Annotated in this window: 16 protein-coding genes and 1 pseudogene; 11 read left to right on the top strand and 6 right to left on the bottom strand. The window is 69.6% G+C overall.

Annotation, left to right across the window (positions count from 1 at the left end):
* Positions 1-276: 276 nt before the first annotated feature.
* From ACFOYW_RS11765 to ACFOYW_RS11750, 4 genes and pseudogenes are all read left to right on the top strand, one after another.
* A pseudogene (locus tag ACFOYW_RS11765) lies at positions 277-681 on the top strand (helix-turn-helix transcriptional regulator); the annotation flags it as partial.
* Positions 682-853: 172 nt separating this feature from the next.
* On the top strand, positions 854-1,258 hold the full coding sequence (locus tag ACFOYW_RS11760) for a VOC family protein (protein WP_390229116.1): 405 nt from the start codon (positions 854-856) through the stop codon (positions 1,256-1,258).
* A 40-nt stretch (positions 1,259-1,298) separates the two neighbouring features.
* The gene (locus tag ACFOYW_RS11755) at positions 1,299-2,321 is read left to right on the top strand and encodes a hypothetical protein (protein WP_390229115.1); all 1,023 of its coding nucleotides are present in this window, start codon (positions 1,299-1,301) and stop codon (positions 2,319-2,321) included.
* 38 nt (positions 2,322-2,359) lie between these two features.
* Positions 2,360-4,630, top strand: coding sequence for a glycoside hydrolase family 3 protein (locus tag ACFOYW_RS11750; RefSeq protein ID WP_390229114.1), 2,271 nt, complete (start codon positions 2,360-2,362; stop codon positions 4,628-4,630).
* 70 nt (positions 4,631-4,700) lie between these two features.
* On the opposite strand, the gene ACFOYW_RS11745 is transcribed toward ACFOYW_RS11750, so the two are convergent.
* Together ACFOYW_RS11745 and ACFOYW_RS11740 are read right to left on the bottom strand one after the other, a co-directional pair.
* Positions 4,701-5,471, bottom strand: coding sequence for a methyltransferase domain-containing protein (locus ACFOYW_RS11745; protein WP_390229113.1), 771 nt, complete (start codon positions 5,469-5,471; stop codon positions 4,701-4,703).
* 30 nt (positions 5,472-5,501) lie between these two features.
* Positions 5,502-6,950 (bottom strand): MFS transporter, encoded by a 1,449-nt coding sequence (locus ACFOYW_RS11740; RefSeq protein WP_390229112.1) that lies wholly within the window; start codon positions 6,948-6,950, stop codon positions 5,502-5,504.
* A 148-nt stretch (positions 6,951-7,098) separates the two neighbouring features.
* Between ACFOYW_RS11740 and ACFOYW_RS11735 the strand changes: the two genes are divergently transcribed.
* On the top strand, positions 7,099-7,665 hold the full coding sequence (locus ACFOYW_RS11735; RefSeq protein ID WP_390229111.1) for a TetR/AcrR family transcriptional regulator: 567 nt from the start codon (positions 7,099-7,101) through the stop codon (positions 7,663-7,665).
* A 44-nt stretch (positions 7,666-7,709) separates the two neighbouring features.
* On the opposite strand, the gene ACFOYW_RS11730 is transcribed toward ACFOYW_RS11735, so the two are convergent.
* Positions 7,710-8,339, bottom strand: coding sequence for a hypothetical protein (locus tag ACFOYW_RS11730; RefSeq protein WP_390229110.1), 630 nt, complete (start codon positions 8,337-8,339; stop codon positions 7,710-7,712).
* A gap of 84 nt (positions 8,340-8,423) precedes the next feature.
* Complete coding sequence (locus ACFOYW_RS11725) at positions 8,424-9,572, bottom strand: MFS transporter (protein ID WP_390229636.1); 1,149 nt, start codon at positions 9,570-9,572, stop codon at positions 8,424-8,426.
* 134 nt (positions 9,573-9,706) lie between these two features.
* On the opposite strand from ACFOYW_RS11725, the gene ACFOYW_RS11720 reads away from it, so the two are divergent.
* Positions 9,707-10,387, top strand: coding sequence for a GntR family transcriptional regulator (locus ACFOYW_RS11720; RefSeq protein ID WP_390229109.1), 681 nt, complete (start codon positions 9,707-9,709; stop codon positions 10,385-10,387).
* Between the two features lie 113 nt (positions 10,388-10,500).
* Here the strand turns inward: ACFOYW_RS11720 and ACFOYW_RS11715 are convergent, their stop codons facing one another.
* A complete protein-coding gene (locus ACFOYW_RS11715) occupies positions 10,501-11,112 on the bottom strand; it encodes an HdeD family acid-resistance protein (protein WP_390229108.1) in 612 nt (203 codons plus the stop codon).
* 103 nt (positions 11,113-11,215) lie between these two features.
* Between ACFOYW_RS11715 and ACFOYW_RS11710 the strand changes: the two genes are divergently transcribed.
* Complete coding sequence (locus ACFOYW_RS11710; protein ID WP_390229107.1) at positions 11,216-12,202, top strand: acetylxylan esterase; 987 nt, start codon at positions 11,216-11,218, stop codon at positions 12,200-12,202.
* A gap of 173 nt (positions 12,203-12,375) precedes the next feature.
* Here the strand turns inward: ACFOYW_RS11710 and ACFOYW_RS11705 are convergent, their stop codons facing one another.
* Positions 12,376-12,675, bottom strand: a complete 300-nt coding sequence (locus ACFOYW_RS11705) for a uracil-DNA glycosylase family protein (RefSeq protein WP_390229106.1) — start codon at positions 12,673-12,675, stop codon at positions 12,376-12,378.
* A 98-nt stretch (positions 12,676-12,773) separates the two neighbouring features.
* Between ACFOYW_RS11705 and ACFOYW_RS11700 the strand changes: the two genes are divergently transcribed.
* Genes ACFOYW_RS11700 through kdpB form a run of 4 tightly spaced genes read left to right on the top strand, consistent with a single transcriptional unit; the run spans position 12,774 to position 16,836 of the window.
* The gene (locus ACFOYW_RS11700; protein WP_390229105.1) at positions 12,774-12,917 is read left to right on the top strand and encodes a hypothetical protein; all 144 of its coding nucleotides are present in this window, start codon (positions 12,774-12,776) and stop codon (positions 12,915-12,917) included.
* Entirely contained in the window at positions 12,914-13,003 is a 90-nt protein-coding gene (kdpF, locus tag ACFOYW_RS11695) for a K(+)-transporting ATPase subunit F (protein ID WP_390229104.1), read from the top strand. The genes ACFOYW_RS11700 and kdpF overlap by 4 nt, the downstream gene beginning before the upstream one ends.
* Positions 13,003-14,676: a potassium-transporting ATPase subunit KdpA gene (gene kdpA, locus ACFOYW_RS11690; protein ID WP_390229103.1), complete on the top strand. Its 1,674-nt coding sequence runs from the start codon at positions 13,003-13,005 to the stop codon at positions 14,674-14,676. The genes kdpF and kdpA overlap by 1 nt, the downstream gene beginning before the upstream one ends.
* 3 nt (positions 14,677-14,679) lie before the next feature.
* A complete protein-coding gene (gene kdpB / locus ACFOYW_RS11685; protein ID WP_390229102.1) occupies positions 14,680-16,836 on the top strand; it encodes a potassium-transporting ATPase subunit KdpB in 2,157 nt (718 codons plus the stop codon).
* Positions 16,837-16,859: the final 23 nt, after the last annotated feature.

Here is a 16,859-nt window from a genome sequence, read left to right as displayed (position 1 = left end):
GCGCCCGCCACCCGCCACCCGCCACCCGCCACCACTGTGCCCACTCCACCGGCCACTGTGCCCACTCCACCGGTCAGTGTGCCCACTCCGCCGGTCAGTGTGCCCACTCCGCCGGCCAGTGTGCCCGAATGGCGCAACTGTCGCCGCTGCAACGGGCACAGTTGCGCCGACCGGACACACCCCGAGGGCGCGGGAGCGGGGGGGCGGGGCACGGAAGGGGGACGGGGCGGGGGCGCGGGAGGGAGAGCGCGGGAGCGCGGGGACAGCCGCGGCACAATGGGACTCGTGCCCGAACTCGACGAGCTGCGACGGCTGCGGCGAGCGCGCGACCGCATCGACCGCGAGTTCGCGCAGCCGCTCGACGTCCCGGCCCTTGCCCGAACGGCCCTCATGTCGACGGCGCACTTCAGTCGCCGCTTTCGCGACGCCTACGGCGAGACCCCCTACGCCTACCTCATGACCCGGCGCGTCGAGCGGGCGCAGGCCCTGCTGCGCCGCGGCGACCTGAGCGTGACGGATGCCTGTTTCGCCGTCGGCTGTACGAGCCTCGGTTCGTTCTCCAGCCGCTTCACCGAGCTCGTCGGCGAGACGCCGAGCGCGTATCGCGCCCGCAACCACGACGCGCTGCAGCTCGTCGCGACGTGCCAGGCGATGGTGGTCACGCGGCCGCAGAAGCCGAAGCAGAATCAGAAGCCCGCGCAGAAGCAGGGGCCCGCGCAGAAGCAGGCGCTCAAGCCCCAGCCCCAGCCCACGGCCAGGCCCGCGCCCACGCCCCAGCCGCGCGGCGGCGCGGCGCCGAATCCGAGCAGTTTCGGAGAAGCATCCGTCGCCCGCCCTGCCTAGCGTTGCCGGTATGAGCGTTTCAATCAGCGGCGTGCACATTCTGGTCGACGACCCCGAGGCCGCCCTCAGCTTCTATCGCGATCACCTCGGTCTGAAGGTTCTCAATACGGTCGAGAATGGCGGCTACACGTGGATCGTCCTCGTGACCGAGAGCCAGCCGGAGGTGCAGATCGTGCTCGAGCATCCGCACGGCGGTCGCTCGCAGGCGAACGGCGAGGCCGTCGCGGCGCTGCTCGCGAAGGGCGAGCTGCAGATGGTGAACTTCCAGTCCGAGAACCTCGACGAGACGTTCGAGAGGGTGTCGGCCGCGCCCGGCGCCGAGGTGCTGCAGGAGCCCGCTGACCAGCCGTGGGGCGTCCGCGACTTCGCGGTGCGGGACCCTGCGGGCAACCTCATCAGGATCGCGCAGGCATAGCTCGGCAGGCGCGTCGGGGGTACCCCGTACCCTGGAACGCATGACGGAAGCTTCTCGGCGCTCGCTGCGCTGGATCATCCCCTCCGCCATCGCGCTGATCGTCGTCGCTGTCGGCACCGTCGGCTTCATCAACCTCAAGCCCGAGGCGCCGGCCAAAGTAGCGACGGATTTCTGGAACGATCTCGCTGCCGGGAAGGCGCAGCAGGCCCTCTCGCTGACATCGACGCCCGCGCCGGCCAACGGCCTGCTGCTCACCGACGACGTGTACGAGAAGGCCGACCGCGGCATCGCGGGGGTCACGGCGCACGGCTTCAGCACGGCCGGCGGCGCGGCATCCGGCACGATCGACTACACGCTGCACGGGAAGCAGCAATCCGCGCAGGTCAAGCTCACGAAGGTGCGCCACGGCCTCCTGCAGCCGAGCACCTGGCAGATCACCAACGCCCCTCTCGCGGCGGTGCACGCCACGGTCTCGAGCGACGGAAGTGCGAACGCCCTCTCGGTCAACGGCACGTCCCTGCCACTGCCGGGTGACGGCACACTCGTGATTCCGGCGTTGCCCGGCACGTATTCGTTCAGCCTCGGCAGCAGCACGAAGCTGCTCACCTCGCAGCCGCAGAGCGTCGCGGTGACGGGCAGCACGGCGAACGTCACGCTGAAACTCAATCCGTCGGCGCAGCTCGGCCAGCAGGCGATCGCGCAGACCGAGTCGACGCTGAACGGATGCTTCAGCAATCCGGCGCTGACGGCGAGCTGCCCGGTGACCGACGGCATCCGCAGTCTGTTCGACCTGACGGCGGACACCGGGCTCACGTACCACCTCACGAGGGCGCCCAAGCTCAGCTTCGACGCGACGACGATGCAGGTGACCTCGAACCCCGACGTGCGCGCCGACGATGGCGAGGTGATGGCGTCGACGCTGGACCCCAAGTGGGGCCAGATCAACAACGTGTCCGACTTCTCGCTCGCATTCGACGTCACGGTGAAGAGCGGAAAGCTCACGGTCACGCCCGATCAGGGCGGCATCAACCTCACCGTGAACAAGGTCACGCACATCGACTGACCGGAGGCCACTGACCGTAGGCTGAGGATATGTCGCTGATGCCCGAAAGCTCCTCGTCCACCACGGCGTTCGACACCGCCGTCGCGCGCGTCAAATCGGGGGGCGAACTCGGCGCTGAGACCGACGCGCTGCTCGCGGAGCTCAGCGATGATGAGAAGCTCGGCCTGCTCGACGGCGACCAGGAATTCTGGGACGGCATGACCGAGATGTCGACGATCGGCTACAACACCACTCCGATCGTGATGGGCGCGGTCGACCGGGTCGGCATCCCCGGCCTGCGGTTCTCCGACGGTCCTCGGGGCGCCGTCATCGGGCACTCGACCGCCTTCCCGGTCTCGATGGCACGCGGGGCGACCTGGAACGTCGAGCTCGAAGAGCGCATCGGCGAGGCCATCGGCGCCGAGATCAGGGCGCAGGGCGGCAACTTCTTCGGCGGCATCTGCATCAACCTGCCGCGCCACCCGGCATGGGGCCGAATCCAAGAGACCTACGGCGAAGACCCGATCATCCTGGGCGAGCTCGGCGCGGCGCTGCTGCGCGGCATCCGTCACCACGCCATGGGGACCGCGAAGCACTACGCCCTCAACTCGATGGAGAACGCCCGCTTCTCGGTCGACGTCACCGCAGACGACGCGACGCTGCACGAGGTCTACCTGCCGCACTTCCGCCGCCTGGTCGAAGAGGGGGTGCACGCGTTGATGACCTCGTACAACTCGGTGAACGGCGAGTGGGCCGGCCAGAGCGCGCAGCTCCAGCAGCAGATCCTGCGCGACCAGTGGGGGTTCGAGGGGCTCACGGTCTCCGACTTCATCTGGGGCCTGCGCGACGCCGCGCTGTCCCTCACGAACGGCCTCGACGTCGAGGAGCCGTTCGCTCAGCAGCGCGCCCAGCACCTGCGCGCCGCCCTCGACTCGGGGCAGGCGAGCTGGGCCGACGTCGACCGCTCCGCGCGCCGGATCATCGCGACGCAGCTCGCGTTCTACGCGGGCGACCTCGATGACGAGCCGGGCGCCGAGGTCGTGTTCTCGGCTGAGCACCGGGCCCTCGCCCGCGAGGCGGCGAGCGAGGCGATGGTGCTGCTCAAGAACGACCCGGTGAGCGACGTGCCCGAGGCCGACGCCGACCCCGAGGTGCGCGTCGAGTCGCACCCGCTGCTGCCGCTGGCCGAGGGCCTCGGGTCCGTCGCCGTCATCGGCCGGCTCATCGACGTCGCGAACACGGGCGACCACGGCTCGAGCGACGTGCGCTCCCCCGAGGTGGTGACCGCACTCGCGGGCCTCCGCGCGGCACTGCCGGGCACCGTCATCACCGACGTCGCGAGCGATGACATCGACGTCGCAGCGCAGGCCGCGGAAGACGCCGAGGTCGCGATCGTGGTCGTCGGCTACACCGCCGAGAACGAGGGCGAGTACGTGGGCGGCGACTCGATGGACGACCCCGCGCTGCGGGCGCTCTACCCGCCGGCCCACGACGGCGTCGATGCGGCGCTGGTCGAGAACCCGGCCGGCCTCATGGGCGGCGAGATCGGCGGCGACCGCGACTCGTTGCGGCTCCTGCCCGAAGACGTGGCGCTCATCCGCGCCGTCGCCGAGGCGAATCCGCGCACCGTGGTCGTGGTGGTCACGGCCGGCGCCGTCATCACGGAGGAGTGGCGGCACGAGGTCCCCGCCGTGCTCCTCGCGTGGTACTCGGGCTCCGAGGGCGGTCACGCGCTCGCCGATGTCCTGCTCGGGCGAACGGATGCCTCGGGCCGCCTGCCGTACTCCGTGCCGACCACCGAGGCGCACCTGCCGTTCTTCGACAAGAACGCCACGGCGATCACGTACGACCGCTGGCACGGGCAGCGCCTGCTCGACCGCGACGGGCACGCGGCCGCGTTCCCGCTCGGCTTCGGACTGTCGTACACGTCGTTCTCGATCGACGAGATGGTGCTGGGGCCGATCGCAGGCCACGGCGACGGCGACAGCAACAGCAACAGCAACAGCAACAGCAACAGCAACAGCAACAGCGCGAGTGAAAGCTTCACGGCCGAGGTGACCGTGCGCAACACCGGTGCGCGCCGCGGGCGCCACGTCGTGCAGCTCTACGGCGTGACCGAGGCCGCGGACTTCCCGCGCCGCGTCCTGCTCGGCTTCGCTCCGGTGTGGCTCGACGCGGGCAGCTCGGCGACCGTGACCGTGGCGGGGTCCGTTCGCCCGTTGCAGCGGTGGACGGCGGACGGGTGGGTACCGGCCGCAGCCAGCGCCGTGGTCGAGGCATCCGCCTTCTCGGGCGACCCGGCCGCCGCAACGGCGACCCTCACCCTGTAACGGCGCGCCGCCGTCCGCACGCGGGCTCTGACGCCGCCTCCGGCCTGCCCTCCGGGGCGCGGTAGCCCGTTCAGCGGGTGACGACGAAGAAGAGCCGCCGGAACGGGAAGACCGTCCCCGCCGGACCCGGCGGGAAAGCAGCTCGCAGACGCAGCCGGAACTCGTCGACGAAGCCGGGCGCCTCATCGCCGAGCGCGGCGACGAACGGCCGCAACCGCGTGCCCGCGACCCATTCGAGAACCGGGTCTTCGCCCTGGAGCACGTGCTCGTAGACCGTCTCCCAGGCCTCGACCGCGACTCCGGCCGAGAACGCGAGCGCGAGATAGTCGTCGATCGGCCCGACGAGCTCGTTGACGACCTTCAGGCCGCTCAAGCGGTCGGCCCACCGCGGCTCGTCGGCGAGTTCGCGCAGCAGGACCTGCGAGGGGGAATCCGAATTCGCCGGCATCTGCACGGCCAGCTGCGCCCCCGGTTCGAGCGCCGCGAACCAGCCGGACAGCAGCTCGTCGTGCCGCGGCACCCACTGCAGCGCGGCGTTGCTCACGACCACGTCGTCGCCGGGCGCGGGCGCCCACTCCGCGATGTCGCCGAGCCGGAACGAGAGATTGGCGTGGGCACCCGACTGCACGGATGCCTTGTCGAGCATCTCGGGTGACGAGTCGAGCCCGATGACCTCGGCCTCAGGCCATCGCGCGGCGAGTGTCGCGGTCAGAGCACCCGTGCCGCAGCCGAGATCGACGACCCGGCGCGGGTGCTCGACGTCGACGCGAGAGAGGAGATCGAAGAAGGGCCGCGCCCGCTGCTTCTCGAAGAGCTCGTACTGCTGCGGGTTCCAGGCCACGCTTCCAGCCTCTCACGCGCCACCGCCACGCTAGGCAGCGTCGAGGAACTCGATCTGCTCGGTGGTCTCGGGAGCGTCGGTCGAGGCATCCGTCACCTCGGCCGCGGCCGACCGCCTCGGCACGAGAACCGCTGCGCCCGCCGCGAGCAGTGCGAACACCGCCATCAGCACGAAACCGCCGACGTAGCCGCGCTCGAGCGGCAGGCCCGACGACGTGACGTGCGCCGTCACGACGCTCGTGATCGCGGCGGTGCCGATCGCTCCGCCGATGACGCGGATGTTCGCGTTCATGCCGGTCGCGACGCCGGTCTGGTGAGCCGGAACCGACTGGACGACGAGGCTCGACAGGGCCGCGTAGGCGAAGCCGAGGCCGACGCCGTACAGCAGTCCCCACGCGGCGATCACGATGGCCGAGTCGTGCATGAATGCGATGCCTACGGTGGCGACGGCACTGATCAGCGAGGTCCACACGAGCTGCATGCGGAAGCTCACCCGGTGGCCGACGCGTGCGCTCAGCGTTCCGGTGAGTCCCATGCCGACGACCATCGGCAGCAGCACGAGGCCGGCGCCCGTGACGGTGAGCCCGAGGCCGTAGTGCGAGATGACGGGAGTCTGCACGAGCTGCGGCAGGAACGTGAGGATGCCGTACATCGTCGCGCCGAACAGCAGCGCCACGAGGTTGGTCGCCCAGACCGCGGGTGCACGCATGAGGCGCATGTCGATGATCGGATGCTCCGCCCGGGCTTCGACGATGATCCACAGCACCAGCAGCACCGCGGCGACGACGAACAGCCCCTGGGTCACCGGGCTCGACCAGCCCCACGCGCGCCCCTCGGACAGCGGCAGCAGCAGAGCGACCAGCCAGCCGCCCATCAGCAGCGCGGCCCGCGTGTTGAACCGGCCGGGAGTGCGGGCACCCGACTCGGGCAGCAGGAACACCGCGGCGATGCCGAGCAGCACGACGAGGATCATCGGCAGCCAGAACAGCCAGCGCCAGTCGAGCGCCGACTCGATGGGCCCGGCGAGCACGACGCCGATGCCGCTGCCGATCGCGAGAATCGACGAGAGCAGGCCGATGGCGCCGGGAACGCGGTGAGACGGGTAGATCTCGCGGATCATTCCGAACGCGAGGGGGGTCACGGCGTAGCCGAAGCCCTGCAGCACGCGCCCGACGAGCACGACCGACAGGTTGGGGGCGAGCGCCGAGACGAGGGTGCCGACCGCGATCGCGCCGAGCACTGCGACGATAGCCCGCTTACGGCCGAAGAGGTCGCCGACCTTGCCGATGAGCGGCGTCGCGACGGCGGCGGAAAGGAGCCAGGCGGACATGATCCAGGTCGCGCCGGTCTGCGTGGTGTGCAGGTCGGCCTGCATCGCCGGCAGCACGGGCGCCATCAGAGACTGCAGCGCGGTCAGCGCGGCGACCGCAAGCGCGAGGATCGTGAAGGCGATGGTGGGATTCGATTGCCGAGTAGGCATAGGAGTACCGCCTCTTGAAGTTGTGGGGGTGTACGATGAGTCATAACCGGAGAGTTCTCCGGTGACAAGAATCACAGTAACGGAGAACTCTCCGCTTAGCAAGTATGGTCTGCGGAACGCACGACCTGCCGACCCCTATTCCCGACGGATGCCAGACACCAAGAAACGCGCGGACGCGCGAGCCAACTACGACCGGATCCTCGAGGTCGCCCTCGAGGCGCTCACGAACGACCCCGACGCGTCACTGAACTCGATCGCGAAGTCGGCCGGCGTCGGCGCCGGAACGCTCTACCGCCACTTCCCCACCCGCGACGACCTGGTCATGGCCGTGTACCAGCACGAGCTCGATGAACTCGTCGAGGCCGCGTACTCGCCCTGGCTCGCCGAGCAGGCGCCGACGCAGGCGCTGCGTACCTGGTTCGACCGTCTCACGCAGTACGGCATGACGAAATCGGGGCTCGGCACGGCCCTCGCCGCGGCGGTCGAGGCGCTGCACCGCGACGCCAGTGCGACCCGCGTGCCGCTCGTCGACGCCCTCGGCCACCTGCTGCGCCGCGCCCAGGACGCGGGCGAGATCCGCGCGGACGTCACTGCCGACGACGTGCTGCTCGCGGTCGGATTCCTGTGGCGCATGGATCCCGCGGGCGACTGGCGCGGTCAGGCCGCAAGGCTCCTCGACCTCGTGGTCGCCGGCCTGCAGGCCCCCACGCGCTAACGCGCACGAGCGCCTAGGCCGGCACCGGTGGTGCCTGGCGGGCGTCAGTCGGCGTCCGCGTCCGCCTCGGCCAGGGCCTGCGCCTCAGGCGAATTCCGAATCAGCTCGGCAAGGTCCTCATCGACGAAGTGCGCGAGCCGCTCGTCACGGAACGTCAAGTACTCGGGGTCGTCCTCGACGCGCGGCTGCGCGAGCCGAGCAGAGACGACCGCACCGATCTCGGCCCACGCCTCCGCCTTGGCGTCATCGATCAGGACGGCGAGCGCCGCCGGCTCGACCGCTTCCCCCTCATACGCGTCGGCCACCGACCGCAGGATCAGCGGCTTGCGCTGATGGTCCTCATCGACGACCACTGGCTTGCCGCCCGGGTACACGCGCCCGTCCATCGCATCGGCGTCCCGCTTGAGCTGGTGCTCCGCGCGCTCGGCCGCCTCGCGGTTGTCGACGGCGAGCAAGTGGTACTCGTTGCGAGCGAAGTCCTCGAGCTCCTGCTCGTCGAACGACTTCCCGTCACGCAGCGCGTTCACGATCAGGTGGTTCTTCACCGCCATGCGCACGCCGTGAGCCGCGATCTTGAGGGCGTCATGAATGACGTCATCCAGAGGCGCGAGCGGCTGAGGCTCCGGCGCGACGAACTCGCCGACGTTTCGACGGTTCTTCCTGAAGAGGGCCACAGTTCTATGTTGCCGCACCCCGCGGTGCGGCAGCTGACGCTCACCGCGTCCATGTTGCCGCACCCCAAGCCATGCCAGCTGAGGCTACGACCAGTGCCGGTCGCGGTGAGGGATGAGCGGGAACGATACGAGCGGGGCGATCGCGACGAGCGCGAAGGCCACGGGGTAGCCGACCGCGGTGATGAGCGCGCCGATCCCCGGCCCTACCACGGACGCAGCCAGGAACTGCCCGGTGTTCTGCATCCCGAGCGCCTTGCCCGACCAGGCCGGCCCCGCGGCTTCCGCGACCGACGTGAACGACAGCCCGTTGTCGGCCACGCTCACGGTGGTGGCGATGATCAGCACGACGGCCGCCGCTGCCGACCAGTGCACCGCCCCGACCGCGCCGAGCGCGAGCATCACGACGACTCCGCTCGCCGAGACCCAGTGCAGCACCCGCACGCGGCTCCCGACGCGGTCGGACCACGAACCGATCACGATCCGCCCGATGGCCCCGATGAACTGCGAAAGCCCGATCACGACACCGGCTGCCGTGGCGCTCCAGTGCAGCTGAGTGATCAGCCACACGAGGCCGAAGATCGAGAGCGTGAACTGCGGCACGACGAGCAGTGCGGAGACGAGATGGATGCGCCACAGGAATCCGCTCGCCCGGTACGGGTTGGTCGGGGCATCCGTCACCGCCCGCGCCGCGACGCGCGGAGGGTTCGCGATACCGAACGCGCACAGCACGGCGAGCACCACGAGCACGACGCCGGCGAGCAGCAGCGGTCCGCCGGGCCCGAAACGATGCGCGAGCGGTGGCACCGCGACCGCCGCGACGGCCACGCCGAGCGGCTGCGACATCTGACGGATGCCCATCGCGAGGCCCCGACGCGAGCGCGGGAACCAGCCGACGACGACGCGGCCGCTGGCCGCGTTGGTGCTGGCGGATGCCGCGCCGCCGAGAAGCAGCAGCAGGCCGAGCCCGACCGTGCCCGACACGGGCACCGCGACGAGCGCGAACACGGCCGCCAGCGCGAGGCCGGCCGCGATCACCCAGCGCTCGCCATAACGGTCGGCGAGCGCTCCCCACCCGACGAGCGTGAGCACCATGCCGAACGTCGGCGCCGAGGCGAGCAGGCCCGCCTGAGGGAGCGGGACGCCCCGGTCGATGTGCAGCAGCGGAATCAGGTACGCGGGCGTCGAGACGAGCAGGGTGCCTGCGGCCTGCGCGAGGACCCCGAGAGCAAGCATCCGCCATGCCGCTGCCGGGGTCTTCTCAACGTCACGTCCGCTGCTCACGCTCGTCCTCGCTCCTGTCGCGATTCGGGATACCATTTCGGTATACCAATCCTTGCACAACGATCGTGCCGCACAATGGAGACCCGATGGACGAGCAGACGAGAGACCGCGGCGCCTACGCCGCGCTGCGCGCCGCGATCCTGTCGTTCGAGCTCGCCCCGGGTGAGCGATTGAGCGAGCGGGGCCTCGAATCGGTCGCCGGGGGTTCCCGCACACCGGTGCGCGCGGCTCTCATGCGGCTGGCCGCCGACGGCCTGGTGCAGCGCTCAGGTCGGGGCTGGCAGGTCGCGCCGCTCGACCTCGCCGAGGTGCGCGCCGTGATGGAGTACCGCGAGGTGCTCGAGACGGCAGCCGTGCGCCTTGCGATCGAGCGGGCGAGCGACGACGAGGTCGCCGCCCTGCGGCTGCTCGCCGACGCGCGAGACGACGATGAGGAACGTCGCGTGCAGGACGGAACCGACTTCCACGTGGCCCTCGCCGGCCTGTCGCGCAATCCGTTCCTGACCGAGGGCATGACTCAGGTGCTCACGCGCCTGCTGCGCGTGCGGTGGCTATCGGTGCGGACGCCGGAATCGCGTGCCGCGGCGCGCGAGCAGCACCTCGAGATCGTGGCCGCGGTCGCAGCGCGCGACGCGGAGCGCGCCGTCGCGCTCGTCACGGCACACAGCCACGGCACACGCGACCGCCTGCTCGGCTTCCTGGCCGACGAGCGCCGTCGCCTGCGCGGCAACGGCATCGCGGTCGTCGAATCGGCGCTGCCGCGCTGAACCCCTGCGGCGCAGATCTGCCGCGCGGCGCGCAGTACAAGCATGACGCGGCGCAGTACGAACGCGACGTGCCGCACAAACGCAGCGCGCAGCACGAACGTGACGCACCGCGCCTAGAGCTGCTTCAGGACACTCCGGCCGAACGTGATCGCCCGCACGATGCCGAGAGCACCCAGGATCACCAGGATCGCCGCCGCGACCATCAGAAGCCAGAAGCCAGACCACGCGGGCACCGCGAGCACGACGACGCCGGCGAGGACGCCGATCACGCCGTAGACGATGGTCACGACCTGTGACCGTGAGCCGATCGACTCGGAGATCGCCATGATGCCCTCGACGATGAATCCGATCCCCGCGACGATCGCGATGACGACGAGCAGCGTGGCCGACGCGATCGCGATGTCGCGCAGTGCGACGATGCCGCCGACGAGAAGCAGCACGCCGAACAGCACGTTCAGCACGCGGTGGCCGATGCCGAGGCTGCGGCCGAAGAGGCCGAGCGACAGCCTGGCGATGCCCATGACGACGAGGTAGATGCCGAAGAAGAATGCGAGCACCGGAATGGTGTGGCCCGGCCAAACCAGGAGCAGCACCCCGACGATGAAGGCGATCGCGCCCGCAATGCCGAAGACCAGGCGAACCGCGTTGATGGCGCGGCGGGCCATACCGGCCGCATCGAGACGGAGGGCGTCGCGCAGGCTGTCGCCGGAGGTCGGCATGCTCATGGCCTCACGCTAACGACCCGGCGGGTCGAGGGCCAGACCCGGGCGTTCGACCGGCGCCGCCACACGCGTGCACGGCGACGGCCGAGCCCATAAAGTCACAGGTATGCCGTTCACCGATCTGCCGCTCGCCGAGCTGCGCCGCTTCTCCCCGACCGTCCGCGAGCCCGCTGATTTCGATGAATTCTGGTCACAGACCCTCGGCGAGGCGCGTGCCGCGTCCGAGCTGAGCGGCGGCGCAGTCGCCGCGCGCGTGCCCGCCGAGACCCCCATCACCGAGCTCATCGTCGAAAACCTCATCTTCCCCGGCTTCGACGCCGACCCCGTCGCGGGGTGGGTCATGCGCCCGAAGGGCCGCGAGGGCGAGCAGCTGCCCGTCGTCATCGAGTTCAACGGCTACAACGGCGGTCGCGGCATCGTCGGCGAGCGAGCCCAGTGGGCCCTGTCGGGGTATGTGCACGTCTTCATGGACACGCGCGGGCAAGGTTCCGGGTGGGGCACCGGCGGCGACACGGCGGACCCGCACGGTTCGGGCGCCGCCGTCTCCGGCTGGATGACACGGGGAATCCGCGATCCGCGCGAGCACTACTACCGCCGCGTGTTCACGGACGCCGCGCGCCTCATCGACGAGGTGAAGACCTGGGACTTCGTCGACACCGACCGCATCGCGGTCACCGGTGGCAGCCAGGGCGGCGGAATCGCGATCGCCGCGGCCGCCCTCACGCCGGGCCTGTGGGCCCTGATGCCCGACGTGGCGTTCCTGTGCGCGTGGGAGCACGGAGCATCCGTCGCCATCTCCGACCCGTTCCAGGAACTCGCCAAGTACCTGTCGGTGCACCGCGATCACACCGAGTTGGTCTGGAACACCGCCGCCTACTTCGACGGTGTCAACTTCGCGAAGCGCATCACGACCCCGGCGCTCTTCTCCGTGGCCCTGATGGACATGATCGTGCCGCCGTCGACGACCTTCGCCGGGTTCAACGCGCTCGCGTCGGCCGACAAGGCGATCGAGGTCTACCCGTACAACGGCCACGAGGGCGGCCAGACCTACCAGTGGCTGAAGCAGGTCGAGTTCCTCGCAGCCCGCCACTAGCGCTGACGGCCGCCCGCCGGCCGGTGCAGGCCCTTGCGGTTCCGCGCGGAAGCGTGCGCCAGCGGGACCCCATCGAATGACTGTCATGAGGGAACACTTTTTACGGTTCGTCGAAACTGTTCCCTCATGACACTGCGCGCCAGGCATCCCCTAGCGACCGAAACCGCGACCGATCACGCCAGGGCGGAGGCGACGACGGTGCGCAGATCGGGCACGAGTTCGTCGACGAACCACGGGTTGCGCGCCTGCCACCGGAAGTTGAGCGGCGAAGGGCGCACGAGCGGCAGGTAGTCGGGCAGGAATTCCCGCCACGAGCGCACCGTCTCGGTCAGCGTGCTCCGTCGCCGGCCGACGAGGTAGTGCTTCTGCGCGTACCCGCCGACCAGCAGCGCGAGGCGCACGTCCGGCATGGCCGCGAAGATGAGCGGATGCCACTTCGCCGCGAATCCCGGCCGCGGCGGCAGCTCGCACAAGGCCCGTGCGTTAGGGGCGCGTAAGAGTTCCGCGCGGGGGCGTCAGGGTTCCGTTAGGGGGCCGTCAGGGCGCGCATCGCCCGGTGTTCCATTGGCGATTGACAGCCACTGCTGCCCGTGCCCATCACCCGAAGGGCGCGCCGTGCTACAGGGAGTTTCCGTTGGACGTCGTGTGGATTCTGGGCATCATCGCCCTCGCCGTCGTTGTGGCTCTGACCGCCAAGGGGGTCGAGAAGCTGTGATCGTCTTCGATCTGATCGCGGCCGTTCTCGCCGCCGCATCGCTCGCATACCTCGTGTATGCGCTGCTCAAGCCGGAGAAGTTCTAGTGACGACCTGGCTCTTCATCGCACAGCTCGGCACCGTCGCGCTCGCCTTGGCACTGTGCTACCGCCCACTCGGCGACTACATGGCGCTGACCTTCACCTCGCCGAAAGACCTTCGTGCGGAGCGCGGCATCTACCGCCTCATCGGCGTCGACTCGCGGGCGGAGCAATCATGGCCCGCATACCTGCGCAGCGTGCTCGCGTTCTCGGTCGTCGGCGTTCTCGTCGTCTACCTGCTGCAGCGCCTTCAGCACTGGCTGCCGTACTCGCTCGGGCTTCCGAACGTCGCGCCCGGCCTCAGCTTCAACACGGCGATCTCGTTCGTCACCAACACGAACTGGCAGTCGTATTCGCCGGAGCTGACCCTCGGCTACACCGTGCAGTTCGCGGGGCTCGTGATCCAGAACTTCGTGTCGGCCGCCGTCGGCCTCGCCGTCGCGATCGCTCTGGTGCGGGGTTTCGCGGCGCACCGCACGGGCACCGTCGGCAACTTCTGGGTGGATCTGCTGCGCGGTGTCGTGCGCATCCTGCTGCCGATCTCGGTCATCTTCGCGATCGTGCTCATCGCCGGGGGCGTGATCCAGAACTTCAACCCGGTCGACACCGTGCACACGATCGCCGGTGGCACGCAGGCGCTTCCGGGGGGCCCGTTCGCGAGCCAGGAGGTGATTAAAGAACTCGGCAACAACGGCGGTGGCCCGCTGAATGCGAACTCCGCGCATCCGTATGAGAACCCGACCGCATGGACCAACGTCGTCGAGATCTTCCTCATGCTGCTGATTCCGTTCAGCCTGCCCCGCACCTTCGGGAAGATGGTCGGCGACAACCGTCAGGGCTACGCGATCCTCGCGACGATGGGCATCATGTTCGTCGCCTCGGCGGCCCTCTTCACATGGGTCGAGAGCGGAACCAACGGCACCGCGACGACGCTCGCCGGCGCCGCGATGGAGGGCAAGGAACAGCGCTTCGGCATCGTCGGCACGACGCTGTTCGGCACGACGAGCACCCTGACCAGTACCGGCGCCGTCAACAGCATGCACGACTCGCTGACCCCGCTCGGCGGCATGATGACGATGGTCAACATGATGACCGGCGAGATCGCGCCCGGCGGCATCGGCGCGGGTCTCTACGGCATCCTCATCATGGCGATCGTCGCGGTGTTCCTGGCCGGTCTCATGGTGGGCCGCACCCCCGAGTACCTCGGCAAGAAGATCGGCTCCCGCGAGATCAAGCTCGCGAGCCTCTACTTCCTCACCACGCCGACCATCGTGATCGCGGGGACCGCGCTGAGCTTCGCCATTCCCGGCGTCGTCAGCTCGATCGAGAAGACCACGATCTGGAACCCCGGGCCGCACGGCTTCTCCGAGGTGCTCTACATGTTCACGTCGGTCGCCAACAACAACGGCTCGGCCTTCGGTGGCGTCACAGCGAACACCCCCTGGCTGAACGCCGCCCTCGGAGCCGCGATGTTCCTCGGGCGCTTCATCCCGATCGTCTTCGTACTGGCTCTCGCCGGCTCGCTCGCCGCGCAGGAGAAGGTGCCCGCGACGAGCGGCACCATGCCCACGCACCGCGCCCAGTTCGTCGGCCTGCTGATCGGCACGATCCTGCTGATCACCGCCCTCACCTACTTCCCCTTCGTCGCCCTCGGGCCCCTCGCAGAAGGACTGCACTAAGCAATGACCGCCATCACCAGCCCGACGCCGGACACGGCGCAGGCACCCCACCGCACCCCAGGCGGCGCGTTCAACCCGAGGCAGCTCTGGTCGAGCCTGCCCGAGGCGCTGCGCAAGCTCGACCCGCGGGAGATGTGGCACAACCCCGTCATGTTCATCGTCGAGGTCGGCGCCGCTCTCACGACCGTGCTCGCCATCGCGGAACCGTTCCTGCACGGCGCGACCGGCAGCACGATCACCTTCACCTGGTGGATCACGATCTGGCTCTGGCTCACCACGCTGTTCGCCACGCTCGCCGAAGCGGTCGCGGAAGGCCGCGGCAAGGCGCAGGCGGCGACGCTGCGCAAGACGCGCACGACGACGCTCGCGAACCGCGTGGTCGGGTATGACGAGGCGGCGGATGCCTCGGCGCAGGCCGCGCGCACGGAATCCGTCGCCTCGGCCGACCTCAGGCTGAACGACGTGGTCGTCGTCACGGCGGGCGAGCTGATCCCCGGCGACGGCGACATCGTCCGGGGCATCGCCTCCGTCGACGAATCCGCGATCACCGGCGAATCCGCCCCGGTCGTGCGCGAGTCGGGCGGCGACCGCTCAGCGGTCACCGGCGGCACGCGCGTGCTCTCCGACCGCATCGTCGTGAAGATCACCTCGAAGCCGGGCGAGACCTTCGTCGACCGCATGATCGCGCTGGTCGAGGGAGCCGCCCGGCAGAAGACGCCGAACGAGATCGCGCTCAACATCCTGCTCGCGAGCCTCACGATCATCTTCGTCGTGGTCGTGCTCGCGCTCGGACCGACGGCGGGCTTCGCGCACGCGGCGCCCACCGTGACGGTGCTGGTCGCTCTGCTCGTCTGCCTCATTCCGACGACCATCGGCGCCCTGCTCTCGGCCATCGGCATCGCCGGCATGGACCGCCTGGTGCAGCACAATGTGCTCGCGATGTCGGGCCGTGCCGTCGAGGCGGCGGGCGACGTGAACACGCTGCTGCTCGACAAGACCGGAACCATCACCTATGGCAACCGCCAGGCGGCCGAGTTCCGTGCGCTGCGCGGAATCGTGAGCGCGCGACTGATCGAGACCGCGGCGACCGCCTCGCTCGCCGACCCGACGCCCGAGGGACAGTCCGTCGTCGCACTCGCGGCGACCCTCAACGGCGACGGGCAGAACGCGCCCGCTCGATACGAGGTCCCGACCGGCGCCGTCGTCGTGCCGTTCACGGCGCAGACCCGCATGAGCGGGCTCGACCTGCCCGACGGCACGCTGCTGCGGAAGGGCGCCCCCAACGCCGTGAAGGCCTGGGTCGAGGAATCGACGCCACTGCCCGCCGAGGTGGCCGCCGAGCTCGATGCTCACGTGAGCGAGATCGGCCAGGCGGGTGGCACGCCGCTCGCGGTCGCCATTCGCGATGTGACCGGCGGCGCCCATCTGCTCGGTGTGATCTACCTCAAGGACGTCGTCAAGACGGGCCTCGCCGAGCGCTTCGCCGATATGCGGCGCATGGGCATCCGTACCGTCATGGTCACCGGCGACAACCCGCTGACCGCCGCCGCCATCGCGCGCGAAGCGGGCGTCGACGACTTCCTCGCCGAGGCGACGCCGGAGGACAAGCTCGCGCTCATCAAGCGCGAGCAGGAAGGCGGAAAGCTCATCGCGATGACCGGCGACGGCACGAACGACGCACCCGCGCTCGCGCAGTCCGATGTCGGCGTCGCGATGAACACCGGAACCTCCGCCGCGAAGGAGGCCGGCAACATGGTCGACCTCGACTCCGACCCGACGAAGCTCATCGACATCGTCACGATCGGCAAGCAGCTGCTCATCACGCGCGGCGCGCTCACGACCTTCTCCATCGCGAACGACGTCGCGAAGTACTTCGCCATCATCCCCGCGATGTTCGTGGGCGTCTTCCCCGGGCTGCAGGCGCTCAACATCATGCGCCTGCACTCGCCCGACTCCGCGATCCTCTCGGCGGTCATCTTCAACGCGATCATCATCGTGATCCTGATCCCGCTGGCCCTCCGCGGCGTCCGCTACCGGCCCTCGACGGCGGCCAGCCTGTTGACCCGCAACCTGCTGATCTACGGCATCGGCGGCATCATCGCGCCGTTCATCGGCATCAAGCTGATCGACCTCCTCGTCAGCCTCATCCCCGGATTCTGAACACCCGGATTCCACGAAAGAAG

Source organism: Gryllotalpicola reticulitermitis, from assembly GCF_042651345.1.
Lineage (GTDB): Bacteria > Actinomycetota > Actinomycetes > Actinomycetales > Microbacteriaceae > Gryllotalpicola > Gryllotalpicola reticulitermitis.
Note: the sequence above shows the minus strand (reverse complement) of the source record. Positions and strands in the feature narration are given on the sequence as shown.

Coding starts and splice junctions, on each gene's coding strand:
- ACFOYW_RS11760 (WP_390229116.1), top strand. CDS start 854: ATGAGCGTTTCAATCAGCGGCGTGCACATTCTGGTCGACGACCCCGAG.
- ACFOYW_RS11755 (WP_390229115.1), top strand. CDS start 1,299: ATGACGGAAGCTTCTCGGCGCTCGCTGCGCTGGATCATCCCCTCCGCC.
- ACFOYW_RS11750 (WP_390229114.1), top strand. CDS start 2,360: ATGCCCGAAAGCTCCTCGTCCACCACGGCGTTCGACACCGCCGTCGCG.
- ACFOYW_RS11740 (WP_390229112.1), bottom strand. CDS start 6,950: ATGCCTACTCGGCAATCGAATCCCACCATCGCCTTCACGATCCTCGCG.
- ACFOYW_RS11735 (WP_390229111.1), top strand. CDS start 7,099: ATGCCAGACACCAAGAAACGCGCGGACGCGCGAGCCAACTACGACCGG.
- ACFOYW_RS11725 (WP_390229636.1), bottom strand. CDS start 9,572: ATGCTTGCTCTCGGGGTCCTCGCGCAGGCCGCAGGCACCCTGCTCGTC.
- ACFOYW_RS11720 (WP_390229109.1), top strand. CDS start 9,707: ATGGACGAGCAGACGAGAGACCGCGGCGCCTACGCCGCGCTGCGCGCC.
- ACFOYW_RS11715 (WP_390229108.1), bottom strand. CDS start 11,112: ATGAGCATGCCGACCTCCGGCGACAGCCTGCGCGACGCCCTCCGTCTC.
- ACFOYW_RS11710 (WP_390229107.1), top strand. CDS start 11,216: ATGCCGTTCACCGATCTGCCGCTCGCCGAGCTGCGCCGCTTCTCCCCG.
- kdpB (WP_390229102.1), top strand. CDS start 14,680: ATGACCGCCATCACCAGCCCGACGCCGGACACGGCGCAGGCACCCCAC.